At 64.6% G+C, this 1,555-nt stretch carries 1 protein-coding gene and 1 pseudogene; both read right to left on the reverse strand.

Features of this window, described 5'->3' with window-relative positions; translation table 11 throughout:
• The coding region (locus VGG53_RS09860; protein WP_331517871.1) for an MCE family protein at nucleotides 1-758 on the reverse strand (758 nt) is incomplete at its 3' end.
• Nucleotides 759-901: 143 nt separating this feature from the next.
• Nucleotides 902-1,555 (reverse strand): annotated as a pseudogene (locus VGG53_RS09865) (mammalian cell entry protein); the annotation flags it as partial.

Genomic DNA, 1,555 nt, shown 5'->3' on the forward strand with positions numbered 1-1,555 from the left:
ATCCAGGTAAACCTGTCCAACGTGAGATCGGGGTCCACGGCGATGTCGTTGAACGTCGCCGAGAGGCGGTTGAGGTCCGCGACCAGGCTGCGGGTGTCGGTGCCCCGCAGGGACGGGAACCGGTTGAGCTGGCGGGTGACACGTGCGACCGAATCCACCAGGTCGGCCAGCTGCGCGGTGTTGTCCTGAATCGTACTTATCCCTGGGCCGGCCGCTGCGATTGCCTCGTTAAGGGTGTCCTGGCGTGCCGAAAGGGCAGCGGCAAGGCCGGAGGTACTGCGCAGTGCCCCGTCGATTTGAGCCGACCGAGCATTGAGCCGCGAGATCAGTGTGTTGGAGTGCTGGAGCAGCGCGGCAACTTTGTCGCCGCGCCCGCCGACCGCCGAGCCGGCGCCATTGACGATGGATACCAGGCGCCGGATGGCACCCGCGTTGACTAGCAGTGTCGCCGAACTGAGCGCTTCTTCGATGGTCGCGGCCGCGGAAGTGGATTTCAACGCGATTGTGTCTCCGTCGCGCAGCGGCGGCGCGTCGGGGACCGGGTGGGGATCGGGTCGGATGGCGACGAAGACGTCACCGAGCGGTGTGGCCGAACGCAACTCCGCGGTGGCACCGGCCAGCAATGGGACATCGGCGCTGATCCGCATCGTCACGTGGGCGGCGAAGTCGTGCGCGCGCATCGATTCGACTTCGCCGATGTCGGCGCCGTTGAGTTTGACCTTCGCCTTTGCCGGCAGATTCAGAGCATTGGCGAACACGGCGGTCAACGAGATACGGTTGCCCGCCTGTCTGGGCGCAGGCAGCGGCACACTCTGCAACCCGGTTGCACATCCGGCAATGAGCACCGTCAACCCGGCCGCTACCGCGCTTCGACAGCCGCGGCGGGCAGCGCCGCCGTGCCTCATCCCCGAACCCCTGCCATCTGTTCGAGCATTCCGAAAACGCCCTCGCCCAAGAGCTTCACGCCGAAGTCCGGCCCGTAGTCGGTTATCGTGCCCGTCGCACATCCCAGGTCTCTGATTGCTGCAAGGTTGCATATTTCCTTCGCCATCTGACCGTCGAGGAAAAGCTTGTCGATGAGGGCGTGTATGCGGACGGCGCCGGCGTTGCCGTCGATCGCGTTGTAGACGTTGGCGGCGAGCAGCGGCGTGACGTCCAATGTTTCCGCGAGTTCGCGGCGGTAGTCGTTGACCGCTGCGGTTAGTGTCTTGAAATCGGCAACAGTGCCCTTAAGCCCATCGCGGTTTGTCTCCAGCAGCGACGCGGCATGATCGAGTATCTGGTTGATCTTCGCGCCGGTGGTGCCGCTGCCCAAGTGCTCGTCGGCCAGGATCTCGCTGAGCTGGCGCATATTCGAACCGAAGTCGCGTATCGCGGTGTCGTTGTCGGCGGCCGCTTGCGTCAGCTCCGCTAGAGCTGCCACGATCGCCTGGATGTCGTGCTTGGTGGCAGCGCCGTTGTCGGCACCGAGACGCAGCGCCTGATACAGCTGATCGAGGGTCGCTTTGATCTTGGGCCCGCTGCCGGAGGCAATCTGAGCGCCAATGTCGACAAG

It is taken from the genome of Mycobacterium sp. (assembly GCF_036490025.1).
Taxonomy (GTDB): domain Bacteria; phylum Actinomycetota; class Actinomycetes; order Mycobacteriales; family Mycobacteriaceae; genus Mycobacterium.